Here is a 17,163-nt window from a genome sequence, read left to right on the forward strand (position 1 = left end):
TTCTCTAGAATTTAAACGAACCGACAACGTTTACTAAAGATACGCAATTTAAGCAAGGCCGCGACCCGTGAAATTGCAGGAGCCGTTGCCCAACGCCCTTTTCGCCAGGAACCGAAGCAAGATTCGGTTTAGATGCTCGGCTTCATTGAAGCACACAGCACAAAACGCCTTCTTACAAAATGTGAGATATAGCCTCTACGGGACAATTCTCCTCTGCTGCCAATGCACTTTTCTGAAGCTCTTCCGGTACCGGATCGATTTTTACCGAAGATGTTCCGTCGGGGAATTCAAATACTTCCGGGGCGATGCCCTGGCATGCCTCGCATCCAATGCAAAGATTCTGGTCAACGGTGAATTTCATATTTCCTCCCGGAGGTTAAGGTTGCTTTTTTTCTATGTAGCTGGACGTCAGAAGATAGAACATTCGGAAGAAAAAGGTCAACCTTTCCCAGAGCAATTGGCGGGCCGGGTAATAATTCTTGAAGAACCGGTAGCGACTGAAGTCATAAGGAGTTGAAACGTCTCCAGAAAACGGGTTAACTGCACACTTGTTTTCTCTGGGGAAATTATGTTCAGCCATACACATCAACTTAGAGTGCGCTACAGCGAATCAGACCGAATGGGAACTTTCTATAATTCCAGACTGCTTGAATGGATGGAAGTGGGGCGGTCGGAGTTGACCCGGGCGGCGGGCACACCGTATGCCGAATGGGAGGAGCGCGGAATAATGGCTCCAATTGTGGACGCCGGCCTTAAGTTTCGCGGTCGGGCAGGATACGATGATCTGCTGAATATGGTAACGGTCTGTGACCGCGAAGGACGGGCCCGTTTGAAATTTGAGACGGTGATTACACTGGCGGATTCTGGCCAGCTGGTTGCCGAGGGGTTTACGATCCACGCCCTGACCACCCCCGAAGGGAAGCCGGTCCGGATTCCGGATTGGATTAATGATTTATTAAATGGAGAGACACATGAGCAGTGAACGCAAACTGATGAGCGGCAATGAAGCCGTGGCATTGGGAGCCAAACACGCCGGCTGTGCGCTGGGTGTGGGGTATCCCGGAACGCCATCCACAGAAATTCTGGAAAACTATTCCAAGCTCGAAGGCTGCAAAGCGCAGTGGTCGCCCAATGAAAAGGTGGCTCTGGAAGTCGGCATCGGCGTGGCCTTTGCAGGCACCCGAACCATCGTGACCATGAAGCATGTGGGCGTGAACGTGGCGGCCGATCCGCTCTTTACCGTCGCCTATACCGGCGTGACCGGCGGCATGGTTTTGGCCGTGGCCGACGACCCCGGAATGGCGTCGTCGCAGAACGAACAGGATTCCCGCAATTATGCGCGCGCTGCCGGCGTGCCGATGTTCGAACCGGCCGACTCGCAGGAGGCCTATGACATGACCAAGCTCGCGTTCGAAATTTCCGAACGTTGGAGCCAGCCCGTCTTTCTGCGCCTTTGCACCCGCGTCTGCCATTCCAAAACGATCGTGGCGGCATCCGACTCCAAAGAAGTTCCTCTGGCCGACTATGTCCGTGATATTAAGGGTCGCGTCATGATTCCGGCCTATGCCCGTCCTGCGCATAAAAGGTTGCGTGCAAAACTTGCCGAAATAGAAGAATGGAATTGCACCGAAGGTCCTAATCCAATCATTGGAAGCGGAAATAAGCTCGGAATTATTGCCAATGGTGTTGCCGCCCTGCACGCGCAGGAAGCCGATCCCGACGCCAGAGTGATGAAGCTGGGCATGGTTTATCCGCTGCCCATAAAATCCATTTTGAACTTTATCGATTCCGTTGATGACTGCGTAATCATTGAAGAAGGCGACCCCTTCATCCAGACGGAAGTACAGGCGGCCGGCGGCAGGGTTCGCCCCCGTATGGAACGCTACCGCTATGGCGAGCTCGACGTGATGCGCGTGAAGCGCATTATTGCCGGCGACGATACAGAAGAGCCTGCGCCTCCGCGTGGCAAGCCCCCTCAGTTGTGCGACGGCTGCCCGCACCGTAACAGCTTCCAGATGCTGAAAAATGTCGGGTGCACGATTTCCGGGGACATCGGATGTTATACGCTGAGTGTGCTCCCACCGTTCGAAACCATGGATACCTGCATCTGCATGGGTGGTTCCATCGGTATCGGCTTGGGCATGCGCCATGTGCTTCCGGAAGAACAGGCCCGTAAAATTGTAAGTGTCATAGGCGACGGCACTTTTATGCACAGCGGTCTGACCGGTGTGGCGGAAATGGTTTATAACCGGCCGAAATACGGACATGTCATCGTGATTCTCGATAACGGAACCACGGCCATGACCGGTTTGCAGGAGCACCCGGGAACAGGCAGAAAACTAGATCATCAGCCGGCAGAAAAAACCGTTTCGCTGGAAGGAACATGCGAAGCAATGGGGGTTGATAAAGTTTTGATCTTTGATCCGGCCCGCGAAATGGAAGCCTTTGAACAGGCAACCAAAGACGCTTTGGCCTCGAATGACCTGACCGTTATTATTGCCCGACGCCCCTGCATTCTAGCGATTGTTCGCGATGCAAAAATCGGACGCGGCGAGAAGGTTCGCTAGAAAATCGTACTACGTATTGCGTATTGGCATGGCGACGGAAAGAAACCTGCTTTAGAAATACGTAATACGCAGTACGAAATACGCAAAGGAGATTTGAAAAATGAGTAAAGTTACAAATGTAAAATTTGCCGGGTTGGGCGGCCAGGGGATTCTGACGTGTACCGATATTCTGGGCCGTGTCGTGTTTGATCTGGGCAACGATGTTAAAAAAGCTGAAGTGCACGGCATGAGCCAGCGCGGCGGTTCAATTACTTCTGACCTGCGTTTTGGCGACAAGGTCTTGAGTCCGATGATTTCTGCTGGTCAAGCCGATTACCTGGTTGTTCTGGGCGAAGATCAAATTGAGCCGAACCAGCATTTCATGAAAGCCGGTGGAGTTCTCGTCAAGCCTTCAGATTTCGATGCGGGACGTCTGAGCAATAAAAGAACGCTGAACGTTGCTCTTTTGGGGGCGCTTAGCAAACACATGGAGTTTTCTGTTGAGCAGTGGATGAGTGCCATTCGTCAGCTGTTTCCGGAACGTTTGGTTGACGTGAACGAAAAAGCCTTCCATTTAGGCAGAGGCGATTCCGCCTAGTGGCGGAAGTCCTAAACAAATCTGGTAAATCATTTGTTTAGGGTTTAGAGCTTAGAAATTAGACGTTGCAAAACCGGAGGTTTTGAGTGAGTGCTGAACATATTAAGGAACTGATCCGCAAGAACGACAACCTCGGCAAGCTGCTGGGGGTGGAGTTGACCGAGGTGAGCGAAGGGCGGGCCTATGCCGAATTGAAGGTTGCTAAAGAGCACCTCAATGCGGCGGGCGTTGCGCACGGCGGCTCAATTTTTGCACTGGCCGACATTGCGCTGGCAGCGGCCTCGAACTCCTATGGCAACGTGGCGTTGCTGACCAACGGAAATATTCAGGTGTTTCATGCAACGCAGCTGGGCGACACCTTGATTGCAAAAGCGAAAGAGGTTTCAGCGAGCCGGCGTCTGGCGCACTACCGGGTGAAGGTCACGAACACCGCCGGCGAACAGATTGCCGTCTATAACGCCACCGTTTATAAAACCAGTACGCCGCTTCCCGAACACGAATAGTTTTTCTTCCATTGAAAAAGCAAAAAGCACCCTCCGCGAGCGGAGCGTGCTTTTTGTGTTTTGGCGAAAGAAAGCCTAGAACGCGTAACTGAGTTCCGCTCGGATAAACGCGGCGGTTTCGTTCTCTTGGTTGGACGAGTAATAGTCGTCGGGCTGCATGAGTTCGATCAGCAGGTGGCCGGTCAGCTTATCCTTTTCGGAGAACATTCCTTCACCGATGGTGAATTTGTTCCATAAGGTGAAGAGCAGTCCGCGGTTATGTCCGCCGCCAACGCCGTCGTCTTCCGGCGCAAACATATAGCCGAGCAGGAAGTCCATTTTCAGCCTTTCGAACGGAGAGATCGAAAAGTCAATATGCGGCATGCTGACGTTGGACCAGCGCCCGGCGCCTTCGGTGTCGTACGAGTAGACGTAGAGTTCGGAATATTGCGGCCAGCGCGCCCACAGCGGGTTCCAGCCCTCATCAGTGCTTGAGGAGGGGTCGTCGCCGGAGAGGTGGTACCAGCCGAGTCCGACCGAAGCTTTCAGGTCGTCAAGCGCCGTCAACTTCAGGGTTACCAGCGAATCGATCATATAGGCCGAAATGTCGTCGCCGGTCTGGTAGGCCAGTTCAAGGTTGCCGCTCAAGGTTTCGGAAAACTTTGGCATCAAGCGGGTGCCGAAGGTGTGGCGGACTTCGTCGTCGTGCGAAATGCCGGTGGCCGGGCTGGTCCATTCCCCTTCCTGCGTCTTGATTAGATAGTAGGCCTCGAACGGAAGCGCTTCGCAGGACTGGTTCTTGGCGTAGACGCCGCCGCCGACTTCATCGCCGTGATAGTATCCGCCGGTCTTGCCGATGAGATCCCGATCCTGGCCGTGAATCGCCAGCTCGTCTTCGGACGGCATATACATGGCCAGGAAATCCACGGTGGTATCCTCAATTCCCGTGTAGCTGGCCTTCGCCGCATTGAAGTAGATCGTGCGGGAGCCGTCTTTCGGCGTTCCGTCCAAGATCACTTTTCCGGTGCCGTAGATCAGGTCCTGGCGGCCAATGCGGAACGCAATGTCGTCCAGTTTCCAATCGACGAACAGGTTGTCGAAGACAATTTCATCCTCTGATTCCCATCCCTGGCGCGCAGTTCCCTTTGAGCCGGTGCGAAATTCGTAGACCGCACGAGTGCGGAAATAGAGGTCTTCGGCCGGGTGGAGCTCGCCCCAGAGGCGGAGGCGATAGCGTTGGAACTCATTTTCGCCGCCGCGGGCCTGGGCGCCGATGTTGTAAGGAATGTTGTTGAAGTAGACTTCGCGCAGACGAACATCGCCGCCCATCTTGAACAGGTCTTCTTCTTTTGGCGCCAGCTCCGACATGGCCATAGCTTCTCCAGCTTCAACCTCGGCAATTTCCGGTGCAGCATTGGTCGCCGGGATTTCTGTTTCAGCCGCGAAGGCAACACTTGCGGCGCTTGCGGCTGCGAGCAACATGATGATACGTTTGTTTTCCATTTTCATCCCCTATAGTTACTTCTTCTTTCCCATGCAAAAATCCAGATGCGCTGCCGCTGTTTTTTTTGTAAACAACGAAACAAGCACGGTTGCCACGATGGCAATCGGCAGGCCAATGATCAGCGGATCAACAAACGCCCAAACCATCGGTCCCGTCTTGGCGAAGACCTCTTTGCCGTCGACCAGCTGGATGGCCAGCGAGCGCGTTCCAAACAGCTTGCTGCAGACGAGCAGGGCGGTGGAGGCCTTTTCCTGTACAAACATGATCCAGAACAGGCTGGAAAGGGATCCGCTCAGCAAGCCGGCGATAGCGGCGGCCTTGGTGATGCCGCGGCTCCACAGCGCACCGACATACATCGGCAGAAAGGCGCAGGCGCAAAGCCCGAAGAAGATTGCCGTGCCGCGCGCCACGATGGCGGTGCCGGTCTTGCCGAACTTCAGTTCCATGATGTAGCTGAGGTAAACGGAAATCAGAATGCCGAGCAATACGCCGGCGCGGGTGGCCAATACGCCGCCGCCCTTTTGTTTCCGCCCCATGGATTCTTCTACCAAGTCGCGCCCGAGCGAGGTGCCCATCACGTGGAACTGGCTGCTGAGCGTACTCATCGCCGCCGAGATCAACGTGAGCATGAACAGGATGCTGAACCATTCGGGCATCGCGCTTTGAAGGTACATGGGAATGATCGCTTCCACATCGCCCTTGGCAGCGACAATCGCGACTTTCCCAACGGTTTGCTGAAAGTGGACGTTGGCCAGCGCACCGACAATAAAGGCTACGCCGGTCATCATCATGATGAACACGCCGCCGATCGGGATGGCGCGGTTAAGCTCCTTGCCGCTCTTGACGGTCATGTAGCGCACGGCGAGCTGCGGCTGAGCCAAAACGCCGATGCCGACGCCCATGATGATGGTGCTCACGAGCACCCACCAGAGCGGCGCGCCGAACTTGGGCATGCTGGTCCAGCCCTGGTGGCCTCCGGCCTGCAGCTTGGCGGGAACCAGATGGGCCATGTCGGTCAGACTCTGGTGCGCGGCGGTCACGCCGCCGAGCTTGGTGTAGGTGAGAATGAGCAGGGCCAGCATGCCGAAGAGCATGATGGTGCCTTGCAGCGCATCGGTGTACATCACGCCTTTTATGCCGCCCATGATGACGTACAGGGCAATGATGACCGAGAAGATGAACAGCGCGGTGTTGTAGTCCATCGACAGTTGCGAGGAAATGTATTTAACCGCGCCCGTCAGCACCGCAGAGGCATAGAGCGGGATGAACATGAAAATAATCACTGCCGCCGCGCCTTGGATAAACTTGGATTGGAAGCGCCGGCCCAGCAACTCCGGGAAGGTGTGCGCATCCAGCCGCAGCCCCATTTTACGGGTTCGTCCGCCAAACACCCAAAAGGCAATGAAGATGCCGATCAGAATATTCATGACGGTTAGCCAGAGCAGGCCCATGCCGAATACGCCGGCCGCGCCGCCGAAGCCGACAATGGCCGAGGTGCTGATGAAAGTGGCGCCGTACGACATCGCCATGACGTAGGGGTGGACCTGGCGTCCGCCGAGCATGTAGTCGGTGGCGGACTTGGTGGTTTTATAGCCTCGGAAGCCGAGGTATCCGATAATGCATAGATATGCAACAACAACGATAATCATCCAAATAGACATGCGTTTTCTCCAAATTTTGGATTTTGGATTGCTGATTTGTGGAACTCTGGCGACGTTGGCCTTCTGCTAAGGGGGGCGCTCGGAGACCCGAAAATCGAAATTCAAAAATCGGCATTCGAAATGCCTTAGAGTTCCTCTCCAACACGATCTTCCTCTTCCGCCCATTGCCTGATTTCTTCCTCAGGCTCGGTTTCAGGATCGTCTTGGTTCCATTTGATGATTCCCCATACCAAGCACAATAGTGCGCTGACAATGCAAAGCAGGTAGGCCAAAGCCACCCACGGATCCGCTATACCTAACATACTTCCCCCTATCATTGACTAGTTTGACTTACCCAATATGTTAGCGCAAATAAATACGGAATGCCAATACGCAATTATGGATTATTCGCTCATCATTCCGCAGTGCGCCAAATGTTCGTCCGTGATTTTTTTCGTAAACCTTGAAACGAGCACCGTGAGCAAGATGGAGATCGGTAGGCCGATGAGGAGCGGATCGACAAAGGCCCAGATGATCGGCCCGCTGCTGAGGAAGACCTCCTTGCCTTCCACGGTCTGGATGGCCAGCGAACGGGTGCCGAAAAACGTATTGCATAGAAGCAGAGCGGTGGAGGCTTTCTCGTGTATAAGCAACATCCAAAGCAAACTCGAGGCCGCGCCGCCGATCAGTCCGGCAATGGCCCCGGCTTTGGTGATGCCGCGGCTCCAGAGCGCGCCGACATACATGGGCAGGAAGGCGCAGGCGCATAGCCCGAAAAAGATTGCGGTGCCGCGCGCTACGACGGCGGTTCCGGTTTTGCCGAACTTGATTTCGATCGCATAGCTGAGGTAAACGGAAACCAGAATGCCTGCCAACACGCCGATGCGTGTGGCCAGGACGCCGCCGTTTTTGCTTTTCCGCCCGAGCGATTCTTCAATCAGGTCGCGGCCGATGGAAGTGCCCATCACATGGAACTGGCTGCTGAGCGTGCTCATCGCGGCCGACATCAGCGTGAGCATGAACAGCACGCTGAACCAATTGGGCGTGGCGGCCTGCAGATACATTGGAATGATCTGCTCCACATCTCCCTTGGCCACCGCAATCGAAATTTCCCCGACCGTCTGCTGGAAGAAAACATTGGAGAGCGAGCCGACGATGTAGGCGACCCCTGCGGTCAGCAGGATGAATACGCCGCCGATGGGAATGGCGCGATTGAGTTCCTTGCCGCTCTTAACGGTCATGTAGCGCACGGCCAGCTGCGGTTGCGCGAGCACGCCGATGCCGACACCCATGATGATGGTGCTGACCGCCGTCCACCACAGCGGGGTGCCGAATTGCGGCATGCGCGTCCAGCCCCGGTGTCCGGCGGCCTGCAGTTTGGCGGGAACCTGGTCGGCCATGTCGGTCAGCGCCTGGTGTGCGGCGGTTGGGCCGCCCAGCTTGTGGTAGGTCATGTACAACAGGAAGCTAAGGCCAATCAACATGATTGTAGCCTGCAGCGCATCGGTGTACATGACGCCTTTGATGCCGCCCATAACCACGTAAAGTGCAATGATGACGGAAAAGACAAACAGCGCGATGTTGTAGTTCATCGAAAACTGGTAGGCCAGATATTTGGCCGCCCCCGTCAGCACCGCCGAGGCATACATCGGCACGAACAGGAAAATAATCACCCCCGCCGCGCCCTGGATGAAACGCGACTTGAAACGGCGGCCGAGCAGTTCCGGGAAGGTATGCGCGTCGAGGCGAAGGCCCATCTTCCGCGTACGGCGGCCGAACAGCCAGAAGGCGATGAAGATGCCCAGAAAAATATTCAGGAACGGAAGCCACAGCAGGCTCATCCCGAAGACGGCCGACGCACCGCCGAAGCCAATGATGGCGGAGGTGCTGATGAAGGTGGCGCCGTACGACATCGCCATCACATAGGGATGAGCCTCCCGACCGCCGAGCAGATAGTCGGTGGCGGTCTTGGTGGACTTGAAGCCCCGGAAGCCCAAGTAGCCGATAACGCCCAGATAGGCGACAACAATGATGATCATCCAAATAGACATGTGATTGCTCCTGATTTTAGATTATGGACTTTTGATTGCTGATGTGTGGAACGCAGGCGGTGTTGGCCTTCTGCTAAGGGAAGCGGTCGCAGATCCGAAAGTCGAAATACCCTAGAGTTCCTCTTCAACGCGATTTTCCTCTTCAGCCCAACGCCTGATTTCTTCCCCTGGCTCGGTTTCTGGATCGTCCTTGTTCCATTTGATGATTCCCCATATCAGGCAAAATAGTGCGCTGAATATGCAGAGATAGTAGGCGCTTACCACCCATGGGTCTTCTATACCAAGCATTGCATCCCCCTGTGTTGCCATTGTTCAATATATATTAAGCAAGTTAGCAGGATTAAATGCGCATTGCCAATAGGGATTTTGAAATAAACCAAATTCTTAACAATTAATATATTACCCAATGCGGCTTCGCAGCAGAAGGGATATAGGCAGAATGATTTAGTGGCAGAATAATTTCAGTTCTCAAAGCAGGAAAAATCATTCTGCCACCCAATTATTCTGCCTAACATTTTCGTGAAAAGCAGGTAAGGGGGCGCCAGTTTAGGAACGCAAACTGGTAAGAAGTCAGAATGTAAGTAACTAACGCGGCTGCGCAACAGATTAATAAACCACGAAATACACGAAACAGATTCTCAGGACAGATTTCGTGTGCTTGGTGTATTTCGTGGTTAAACACCTTATCCCAGAGTGGTTTGAGAGTGATCTGTTTAGGAATGCATAATGGTAAGAAATTAGAGCGGAAGGAACTAAAAGCGCGGGTGGTCACCACTGCGCCTACCACTCTTCAATTTCCATACGTTGGAAAAAGAGGGCGACTTTTTTAGGGGGTTTGCTACATTCGGCGCTTCATTTCCAACGTATTAAAACCTATTTGGAGCAGACTGAATGGTACAGCGAACAATAGAAAAATGGCGGGAAGCCGGGGTAGAGGTTGATCAGGACGTTGATTTGTCCCGAATCGCTGATGATGCCGTCATTCATTCGGGGAGCCGCATCCAAGGCCAGGAAACCTCGATCGGGCCGGGTTGCGTGCTTGGCGCCGAAGCGCCGGCGGTGGTTGAAAACTGCCAACTGGGCCGCGGCGTAAAACTCAAGGGAGGCTATTTTTCTGGAGCCGTCTTTTTCGAAGGAGCCAACATGGGCAGCGGGGCGCACATCCGCGCCGGCACCATTTTGGAGGAAGAAGCCAACGGCGCGCATACCGTCGGCTTAAAGCAAACCATCCTGCTGCCGTTCGTCACGCTCGGAAGCCTGATCAATTTTTGCGACGTGCTCATGGCTGGAGGCACCTCCCGCAAGGATCACTCCGAAGTCGGATCGTCCTACATCCACTTTAACTTTACGCCGCATCAAGACAAAGCCACCGCCTCGCTCATGGGCGACGTGCCCAACGGCGTGTTTCTCGACAAGAAGCCGATTTTTCTCGGCGGGCAGGGCGGCTTGGTCGGCCCTGCGCGCATCGCCTGCGGCTCGGTCATTGCCGCCGGCGGGGTTTGCCGAAAGGACATTCTCGAAGAAAACCAGCTGCAGGTTCCTCCAACGCCAAAAGCGGGAACCCGCGCCTACGAAACCGGGGTCTACAGAGGCATCGAACGGATCGTTGAAAACAACCTCATCTACATCGGCAACATCCTTGCCCTGCGCGAATGGTACCGCAACGTGCGCTACCGCTTTCTGCGCGACAGCTTCGACCACGCCGTCCTCGACGGCGGCGTCAAAAACCTCGACCTCGTTCTGGCCGAACGCATCAAACGCCTCGGCGACCTTGCCGGCAAAATGGAATATTCCTTCCAATGGCTCGAAGCCAACGGCGGCGATGCAAAAGCCGTCGAAACGCAAAAACGCTTTGCCTCCAAGTGGCCGGCAATGCGGGACAACCTGCTGGAAAAAATGACTCAAAGCTTTCCTCCACCGGAAAAATTTTCCCAGACATTGGGAATATCGCTTCCCAGGGACTCCTATACGGAGGCAATCCAATTCCTAGTGCCATCCGTCCGCGAAACCGGCCGCGCCTGGCTGCAGGGTATTGTAGACGATGCATCCGGCTTCGTTGCGCATCTCTAGAAGAAGAGATTTCAAAATTGCGTGGGGAGATTGCGGCAGTCAAGCGCATGAAGCTTTGTGACCTTCTTAAAAACGGGTCGATTTCCATGGATCCCGACAGGTATTTTTCCATCGCGGCCTAAACGCGCTGGTCGCCATCGAGCTCAAAGCCTGCCGCTTTGAACCCGAGCATTTGGGCAAGCTCAACTTCTATCTCGAAGCGCTCGACCGCAATCACCGCAAGCCCCACGAAAATCCCACCATCGGCATGCTGCTCTGCGCCACCAAAGACGAAGAGGTCGTCGAATACGCGCTCAGCCGCTTCCTTTCCCCCGCTATGGTTGCCGAATACCAGACCCAGATGCCCAATAAGAAACTGCTCCAAGCCAAGCTGCACGAGTTCTACCAAATTCTCGCGCCTGTTGAAGAGGAGGAGGCGCCGTGAAGCGCCGAACCGCAACGACATTGCGGACAGAAACCGTACCGCAGGCGTCCCGCCTGCTTTGCGGGGAATCCGTGGTGGCGCGGGCAGGCGGGACGCCTGCGGTACGTTGAAGCAGCGTTTCCCCCATGAAAAGAAGGCATTCACAAAACAAACCTATATTCCTTTATTCAGAGGACACGTTATGAGCACCGACTTGTTGAAATCTTGGTTGAAAAAACAGACGAAGGAACAGCTGGTTGACCTGATTGCGGTGCACTGTGTCGAAGACTCGGACTTTCTAGAAAGTCTCCAGTTGCAGGCCGCCGCCGCGGCGCCGACGAAGAATCGCCCAAACGCAACTTTATGAAATATCTCGCCGAGGCTGGGTTATGAACGAGGCGTGGTCAAAGGGCAGGCGAGACGCCTGTGGTACGGAAACGTCTTCTTCGAAAGTAAAACGAGCGTCTCGCTCGTTTGCCGCAACTTCCGAAAGGGTGGTAGTCATGTCAATCGTCTCCACGCGCTCCATACGGGTTTTTACGCCAAACAGCCCAAATGGATTGACATCCGCCCCTGCGGTATTATGGTTCGGGTGAATCGGTAATACCTGAGGTTTTTATGACCACTTTGACATTGAAAATACCAGAGACGATGGCGGCCGAACTGGCGTCGGAAGCCAAGGAGCATTCCGTTTCTAAATCCGAAGTCGTTCGTTCGGCCCTGGATGAGTATTTGCATAATCCCGAACGCAAAAAGGAGCCTTCGGCGTATGATGTTGCGAAGGCCCTAGGGGTGATTGGATGTATAAAGGACGGGCCGGAAGATCTCTCCACGAACCCAAAGCATATGGAAGGTTTTAGCCGTGGCTAACCCCGTCCTCCTCGATACCGGTCCGTTGGTCGCCATGGCCAATGCAAGGGACCACTATAATGAGTGGGTATGTGCAAATCTAAAGCAGGTTAAGCTGCCGATGCTGATTTGCGAGCCGGTTTTGACGGAATCATGTTTTCTTCTTGGGCAAAAACAAGCCGTGATATTTGACCTTATGAAGGCCGGTTTTTTCCGAATCGGTTTTTCTCTGGATTCCGATGTCGTATCTGTTGAAAAACTCATGAATAAGTACGACGATGTGCCGATGTCGCTGGCCGATGCGTGTTTGGTGCGCATGAGCGAGATTAATGATGGGAGCAAGGTGTTTACACTGGATAGCGATTTTAAAATTTACAGACGGAATGGCCGAAAGACGATTCCATTGATTTATCCAGAAAACCAATAAGGAAAGAGCTATGGGAAAACTATTTGGAACCGACGGCGTTCGCGGGATGGCGAACGAGGGGAACATGACCGCCGAGATGGCGCTGCAGATCGGCCGCGCTACGGCCTACACCTGCAAGGAATACCACAAGGAAAAGGGGACGCGCCCGCGCATCATCATTGGCAAGGACACGCGATTAAGCGGCTACATGTTTGAAAACGCGCTGACCGCCGGGATCACTTCGATGGGCGTTGACGTGCTCCTGCTCGGCCCGATCCCGACGCCCGCCGTGGCGTTCATCACTCAGAGCATGCGGGCCGACATGGGACTGGTGATTTCTGCGTCGCACAATCCCTACTACGACAACGGCATTAAGATTTTCGGCCGTACGGGCTACAAGCTGCCCGACGCCATGGAGGCGGAAATCGAGGATCTGGTGCTGAGCGGGCGCATCAACAACATCCGCCCGGTGGCGCAGGAGATCGGCAAGGCCAGGCGGATCGACGATGCCATGGGGCGCTACATCGAATTTTGCAAAAACACCTTCCCGGACGACATGACGCTTGACGGCATGAAGGTAGTGCTCGACTGCTCCAACGGCGCCACCTACAAATGCGCCCCGTTGATCTTTTCCGAGCTGGGCGCCGATGTTTCCACCATCCACGCTGCGCCGGACGGCATTAACATCAACGACAACTGCGGTTCGCAGCACACGCAGGATTTGTGCGTGAAGATCAAAGGGAACAAGGCCGACGTTGGGCTGGCGTTCGACGGCGACGGCGACCGCTTGATTGCAGTCGATGAAAACGGATGCAAATTGACCGGCGACCAGATCATTGCCATCTGCACCAAATACTACAAGGATGCCGGCCTGTTGAAAAACAACCTCGTCGTCGGCACGGTGATGAGCAACATTGGCTTCCACGTGGCGCTGAAGGAACTGGGCATCGACACCGATGTTGCCGATGTGGGTGACCGCTATGTGCTTGAAATGATGCGCGAGAGGGGCGCTGTGCTGGGCGGCGAAGATTCCGGCCATATTATTTTCAATAATTTCCATACCACTGGTGACGGCATTGTTTCTGCGTTGCAGCTGCTGGCCATCATGCGCAAGTCGGGCAAAAAGCTTTCCGAGCTCGCCTTGGTGATGAAGGTGTTCCCGCAGGTGCTCATCAATATTGATGTGGCCGAAAAACCGCCCATTGCGGAAATTGAAAAGCTGCAGGAAGCGATTACTGAAGCCAAAGCCGAGCTGGCGGAAAAGGGCCGCGTGCTCATCCGCTACTCCGGCACCCAGCCCATGTGCCGCGTCATGGTGGAAGGCCCTTCCGAAAAACAGACCCAAACCATTGCCGAGCGCCTGACCGCGGTCGTTAAGGAGTGCATCGGGTAAATGGAAACCATTCTTACGTCAGAAAACCTCAAACGCTCGTACACCATCGGAAAAACCACCCTCGATGTGCTCAAGGGCGTGTCGCTGGAGGTGAACTCCGGCGAAACGCTTTCAATTATGGGCGAGAGCGGGTCGGGCAAGAGCACCCTGCTGCATGTGCTGGGCGGGTTGGATAACCCCAAGGAAGGGGAGGTCCACTTCAAGAACGAGAGCGTTTACGGCATGTCGACGGCGCGGCGCGCCCGGTTTCGTGCGCAAAACGTGGGCTATGTCTTTCAGGCCTTCCACCTGTTGCCCGAACTGGATATTGTTGAAAACGTGGCGCTTCCGGCCATGGCGATGCGTTCAAAGGGCGGGGCCAAGGCTCGTGCCGAGGAGCTGCTGACCGAAGTTGGGCTGGGCGACCGCATCGGCCACCGGCCACAGGAGCTTTCCGGCGGCGAACGGCAGCGGGTGGCCATTGCACGGGCACTGATGAATGATCCCGACATTATTTTCTGCGACGAACCCACGGGGAACCTCGATTCCAAAACGGGCGAAAAAGTATTGAATTATTTATTTCAACTGATCGAGGCAAGAAGGCATACTCTTGTGCTTGTTACCCATAGTCAGGACGTCGCATCGCGGTGCTCCCGCGAACTTTTTTTAAAGGACGGATTCTTAATTTAATAAAGGTTTTACAAATGAAGATTTTTTTAGGTGATAAACTGGTAGATGAAAAAGATGCCGTAGTTTCTGTATTCGACCATGGCTTGCTGTATGGCGACGGGGTGTTTGAAGGCATTCGCGCCTACAACAACCGCATATTCCTCTTGGACGAGCATATTGACCGACTGTACGACTCAGCCAAGGCCATTGCGCTGAAGATCCCGATGTCGAAGGAGGAAATGTCTAACGCGGTTATCGAAACCTGCAAGGCCAACGAAATCGCAGACGGCTATATCCGTCTGGTGGTGACGCGCGGCAAGGGCACGCTGGGCCTTAATCCGTATCTGTGCAACAAGGCACAGATCATCATCATCGCCGCTAAAATCCAGCTCTATCCGCAGGAACTCTACGAAAACGGCCTCAAGATCGTTACGGTCGGCACAATCCGCAACCATCCGGAAGCGATTAATCCACGCATCAAGAGCCTGAACTATCTTAACAACATAATGGCCAAGATCGAGGCGATCAACGCCGGTTGCATGGAATGCCTGATGCTCAACCACAAGGGCGAGGTGGCCGAGGCTTCCGGCGATAATATCTTTGCCATCAAAAACGGCGTCATCACTACGCCGCCGAGCAACTGCGGCTCGCTGGAGGGCCTGACCCGCAACAAGGTGATGGAAATCGCCAGAGCCGCCGGCTATGAGGTGCGCGAAGCAATTATGGCGCGCTACGACCTCTATGTGGCCAATGAGGTTTTCCTCACCGGCACCGCCGCTGAGATCATTTCGGTGGTGGACATCGACAAGCGAGAAATCGGCGATGGAAAGCCCGGCAAGGTAACCACCGAGCTGGCCGGCCTCTATGCCAAATGTGCCCACTCAGAAGGCACGCTGATCGTTTAGGTGCAGTCTGTGCGCAATAAAGATTGCGCAGTAATATCCCAACGAATTACCGTTCCTGTTGTCAGACAAGAAAACGGGAAAAACCCATGATATGTGAATATTGCAAAGAAGCAGAGGCCACCATTCATCTGACCCAGGTGATTGATGGCGCGGTGAAGAAGTTGAATCTTTGTCAAATCTGCGCTCAAAAGAACGGAATCGACCTGAACTCGCCGATTTCCATTACCGATGTACTGCTGGGGCTTGGCCAGCCGGGTGCAAAGGCTTCAGACATGTCTGAATTCGACCTTTGCTGCAACCGGTGCCAAATGACGCGTGCGGAATTCAAGAAACGGGCCCGGCTTGGATGCCCCGAATGCTACAACGCGTTTATGGGCGAACTTAGTGCATTAACACTGGCCATGCACCACAGTCGCCAGCACGTTGGAAAAATTCCGGCGCGCCAAGGCAATGAAGCGCGCATTACCGCCCAAGCGGCCGCGTTGCAGAAAGACATCGAAACAGCCATTGCAAAAGAGGAATACGAAGTGGCCGCCAGCCTGCGCGATAAAATCCGGGCATTGAAAGAAGGCGTTCAGGCTTCCGACGAGGAGAATCCTCATGACTCTTGACGACATGGTGCGCCGCCACGGCAGCTGGCTGGAAGCCGGAGTTGAAGAGGGCCCTGTGGTAAGCAGCCGGATCCGTCTGGCCCGCAACTTGGATCAATACAGCTTTCCCGGCTGGGCAAGCGAAGAGGAAAACCTGGCGGTCTGGAACCAAGCCGTTGCCATGTTCCAGACTCTGGAGCCGAACTTCATTAGCTGGAGCATGGCGGAAACGCCGGCACTGGACAAAGAGATCCTTTTCGAGCGCCACCTCATCAGCCAAGAGCTGGCCGAGCAGGAAGACAGCTGCGGCGTGTTTGTCTCGCCCGACGAATGCATGTCGGTGATGGTGAACGAAGAGGACCACATCCGCATCCAATCGTTGCAGGCCGGCCTCAACCTGCAGGAAGCTTGGCGGGCGGCCGACAAACTGGACGACGCGCTGGAAGCGCAGCTCACCTACGCGTTTTCGCCCAAACTGGGCTATTTGACATCGTGCCCCTCCAACGTCGGCACCGGCATGCGAGCATCGGTCATGCTGCACCTGCCGGGACTGGTGCTGATGGAGGAAATGGATCCGGTCATCAACGGCATTTCGAAAATCGGTCTGGCCGTGCGCGGCATGTGGGGCGAAGGCACCGAAGCCGCCGGCAATATGTTCCAGGTCTCGAACCAGATCACGCTGGGTCGTCGCGAAGATGAGATTATTGCCCATCTCGAACAAATCGTACTTGAGCTGATCGAACACGAAAACAATGCGCGCATCCGTCTGATGGAGAACCGGTCGCTCATGGTTGAAGATCATGTTGCCCGGGCCTTTGGAACGCTGTCGCATGCCCGGCTGCTTTCAAGCGGCGAAGCGCTGAACCTGCTGTCGACCCTGCGCCTCGGCCGCGATCTGGGAATGACCGACCAGTTTTCCCGCCGCGAACTTGACACCCTTTTTATCTCCAGCCAGCCGGCGCACCTTCAGAAGCTGGAAAACAAAGAGCTTGAACCGGAAGAGCGGGATGTTGTCCGCGCCGAAATGTTGCGCGACTATATGAAAAATGCTAGTGCAAGTGATATTTAGACTAAAGGA

The 17,163-nt window shown here is 54.7% G+C and carries 19 protein-coding genes and 1 pseudogene; 14 read left to right on the forward strand and 6 right to left on the reverse strand.

The window, feature by feature from the left end; all coding sequences use genetic code 11:
* Window positions 1-172 precede the first annotated feature (172 nt).
* Window positions 173-361 (reverse strand): ferredoxin, encoded by a 189-nt coding sequence (locus tag SCARR_RS02410; protein WP_136059924.1) that lies wholly within the window; start codon window positions 359-361, stop codon window positions 173-175.
* A 207-nt stretch (window positions 362-568) separates the two neighbouring features.
* On the opposite strand from SCARR_RS02410, the gene SCARR_RS02415 reads away from it, so the two are divergent.
* The 4 genes from SCARR_RS02415 to SCARR_RS02430 all read left to right on the forward strand — a co-directional run bounded on the left by SCARR_RS02415 (window position 569) and on the right by SCARR_RS02430 (window position 3,647).
* The gene (locus tag SCARR_RS02415) at window positions 569-982 is read left to right on the forward strand and encodes a thioesterase family protein (RefSeq protein ID WP_136059925.1); all 414 of its coding nucleotides are present in this window, start codon (window positions 569-571) and stop codon (window positions 980-982) included.
* The gene (locus SCARR_RS02420; protein WP_136059926.1) at window positions 972-2,567 is read left to right on the forward strand and encodes a thiamine pyrophosphate-dependent enzyme; all 1,596 of its coding nucleotides are present in this window, start codon (window positions 972-974) and stop codon (window positions 2,565-2,567) included. The genes SCARR_RS02415 and SCARR_RS02420 overlap by 11 nt, the downstream gene beginning before the upstream one ends.
* A 100-nt stretch (window positions 2,568-2,667) precedes the next feature.
* Complete coding sequence (locus SCARR_RS02425) at window positions 2,668-3,144, forward strand: 2-oxoacid:acceptor oxidoreductase family protein (protein ID WP_136059927.1); 477 nt, start codon at window positions 2,668-2,670, stop codon at window positions 3,142-3,144.
* 86 nt (window positions 3,145-3,230) lie between these two features.
* Window positions 3,231-3,647 carry a hotdog fold thioesterase gene (locus SCARR_RS02430; RefSeq protein WP_136059928.1) on the forward strand — a complete coding sequence of 139 codons (417 nt, stop codon included), beginning with the start codon at window positions 3,231-3,233 and terminating at the stop codon, window positions 3,645-3,647.
* Window positions 3,648-3,722: 75 nt separating this feature from the next.
* Here the strand turns inward: SCARR_RS02430 and SCARR_RS02435 are convergent, their stop codons facing one another.
* The 5 genes from SCARR_RS02435 to SCARR_RS28020 form a co-directional block, all read right to left on the reverse strand.
* A complete protein-coding gene (locus SCARR_RS02435) occupies window positions 3,723-5,129 on the reverse strand; it encodes an alginate export family protein (protein WP_136059929.1) in 1,407 nt (468 codons plus the stop codon).
* A gap of 15 nt (window positions 5,130-5,144) precedes the next feature.
* The gene (locus SCARR_RS02440) at window positions 5,145-6,791 is read right to left on the reverse strand and encodes a sodium:solute symporter family protein (RefSeq protein WP_136059930.1); all 1,647 of its coding nucleotides are present in this window, start codon (window positions 6,789-6,791) and stop codon (window positions 5,145-5,147) included.
* 125 nt (window positions 6,792-6,916) lie between these two features.
* The gene (locus SCARR_RS28015; protein ID WP_168432923.1) at window positions 6,917-7,093 is read right to left on the reverse strand and encodes a symporter small accessory protein; all 177 of its coding nucleotides are present in this window, start codon (window positions 7,091-7,093) and stop codon (window positions 6,917-6,919) included.
* A gap of 81 nt (window positions 7,094-7,174) precedes the next feature.
* The gene (locus SCARR_RS02445) at window positions 7,175-8,821 is read right to left on the reverse strand and encodes a sodium:solute symporter family protein (RefSeq protein ID WP_136059931.1); all 1,647 of its coding nucleotides are present in this window, start codon (window positions 8,819-8,821) and stop codon (window positions 7,175-7,177) included.
* A 111-nt stretch (window positions 8,822-8,932) separates the two neighbouring features.
* Window positions 8,933-9,109, reverse strand: coding sequence for a symporter small accessory protein (locus SCARR_RS28020; protein WP_168432925.1), 177 nt, complete (start codon window positions 9,107-9,109; stop codon window positions 8,933-8,935).
* A gap of 603 nt (window positions 9,110-9,712) precedes the next feature.
* On the opposite strand from SCARR_RS28020, the gene SCARR_RS02450 reads away from it, so the two are divergent.
* The 10 genes and pseudogenes from SCARR_RS02450 (at window position 9,713) to SCARR_RS02490 (ending at window position 17,154) form a co-directional block, all read left to right on the forward strand.
* Entirely contained in the window at window positions 9,713-10,891 is a 1,179-nt protein-coding gene (locus SCARR_RS02450; RefSeq protein WP_136059932.1) for a UDP-N-acetylglucosamine pyrophosphorylase, read from the forward strand.
* Between the two features lie 100 nt (window positions 10,892-10,991).
* A pseudogene (locus SCARR_RS02455) lies at window positions 10,992-11,315 on the forward strand (PDDEXK nuclease domain-containing protein); the annotation flags it as partial.
* Window positions 11,316-11,496: 181 nt separating this feature from the next.
* Window positions 11,497-11,661 carry a hypothetical protein gene (locus SCARR_RS28025; RefSeq protein ID WP_168432927.1) on the forward strand — a complete coding sequence of 55 codons (165 nt, stop codon included), beginning with the start codon at window positions 11,497-11,499 and terminating at the stop codon, window positions 11,659-11,661.
* A 251-nt stretch (window positions 11,662-11,912) separates the two neighbouring features.
* Entirely contained in the window at window positions 11,913-12,164 is a 252-nt protein-coding gene (locus tag SCARR_RS02460; RefSeq protein WP_136059933.1) for a ribbon-helix-helix domain-containing protein, read from the forward strand.
* Window positions 12,157-12,570 carry a type II toxin-antitoxin system VapC family toxin gene (locus SCARR_RS02465; protein ID WP_136059934.1) on the forward strand — a complete coding sequence of 138 codons (414 nt, stop codon included), beginning with the start codon at window positions 12,157-12,159 and terminating at the stop codon, window positions 12,568-12,570. Before SCARR_RS02460 ends, SCARR_RS02465 begins: the two co-directional genes overlap by 8 nt.
* Window positions 12,571-12,580: 10 nt before the next feature.
* A complete protein-coding gene (gene glmM / locus SCARR_RS02470) occupies window positions 12,581-13,942 on the forward strand; it encodes a phosphoglucosamine mutase (RefSeq protein ID WP_136059935.1) in 1,362 nt (453 codons plus the stop codon).
* The gene (locus SCARR_RS02475; protein ID WP_136059936.1) at window positions 13,943-14,611 is read left to right on the forward strand and encodes an ABC transporter ATP-binding protein; all 669 of its coding nucleotides are present in this window, start codon (window positions 13,943-13,945) and stop codon (window positions 14,609-14,611) included.
* A 14-nt stretch (window positions 14,612-14,625) separates the two neighbouring features.
* Complete coding sequence (gene ilvE, locus SCARR_RS02480; protein ID WP_136059937.1) at window positions 14,626-15,495, forward strand: branched-chain-amino-acid transaminase; 870 nt, start codon at window positions 14,626-14,628, stop codon at window positions 15,493-15,495.
* A gap of 86 nt (window positions 15,496-15,581) precedes the next feature.
* A complete protein-coding gene (locus tag SCARR_RS02485; protein WP_136059938.1) occupies window positions 15,582-16,106 on the forward strand; it encodes a UvrB/UvrC motif-containing protein in 525 nt (174 codons plus the stop codon).
* On the forward strand, window positions 16,096-17,154 hold the full coding sequence (locus SCARR_RS02490) for a protein arginine kinase (RefSeq protein ID WP_136059939.1): 1,059 nt from the start codon (window positions 16,096-16,098) through the stop codon (window positions 17,152-17,154). The genes SCARR_RS02485 and SCARR_RS02490 overlap by 11 nt, the downstream gene beginning before the upstream one ends.
* The last annotated feature ends 9 nt before the right edge of the window (window positions 17,155-17,163 follow it).

Origin of the sequence: Pontiella sulfatireligans (genome assembly GCF_900890705.1) — a bacterium.
Taxonomy (GTDB): domain Bacteria; phylum Verrucomicrobiota; class Kiritimatiellia; order Kiritimatiellales; family Pontiellaceae; genus Pontiella; species Pontiella sulfatireligans.